This window comes from Tritonibacter sp. SIMBA_163 (assembly GCF_046535935.1).
Classification (GTDB): Bacteria; Pseudomonadota; Alphaproteobacteria; order Rhodobacterales; family Rhodobacteraceae; genus Epibacterium; species Epibacterium scottomollicae.
Window position 1 is genome coordinate 1 of the sequence record NZ_JAWJBP010001540.1, and the last position, 229, is coordinate 229.

The 229-nt window shown below is 50.7% G+C and carries 1 protein-coding gene; it reads right to left on the reverse strand.

What is annotated here, in order from left to right:
- Positions 1–98: 98 nt before the first annotated feature.
- Positions 99–215 (reverse strand): DUF465 domain-containing protein, encoded by a 117-nt coding sequence (locus R0J92_RS27445; protein WP_411054003.1) that lies wholly within the window; start codon positions 213–215, stop codon positions 99–101.
- Positions 216–229 lie beyond the last annotated feature (14 nt).

Consider the following 229-nt stretch of genomic DNA (forward strand, 5'->3'; position numbering starts at 1 on the left):
GATCTTCCTGCTCCGCTTCTTTCATGTAGTTGGTGGAATGATGCTGAAAAGATAAAGCCGGGCGAACCCCGGCTCTAATTATGGATCGTTGTGGACATTCAGGCGATGATGTCGGGGATCACCCGATCTTCCATTTCCTGCAGCTTGTCCTTGATTGCGAGCTTTTTCTTTTTCATGCGCTGCACGCGCAATTGGTCGCAGCCAACCGCTATCATGGCGTTTATGGCAG

What these genes read in the sequence shown, in the direction of transcription:
- R0J92_RS27445 (WP_411054003.1), bottom strand. Translation starts at nt 215, where the DNA reads ATGATAGCGGTTGGCTGCGACCAATTGCGCGTGCAGCGCATGAAAAAG.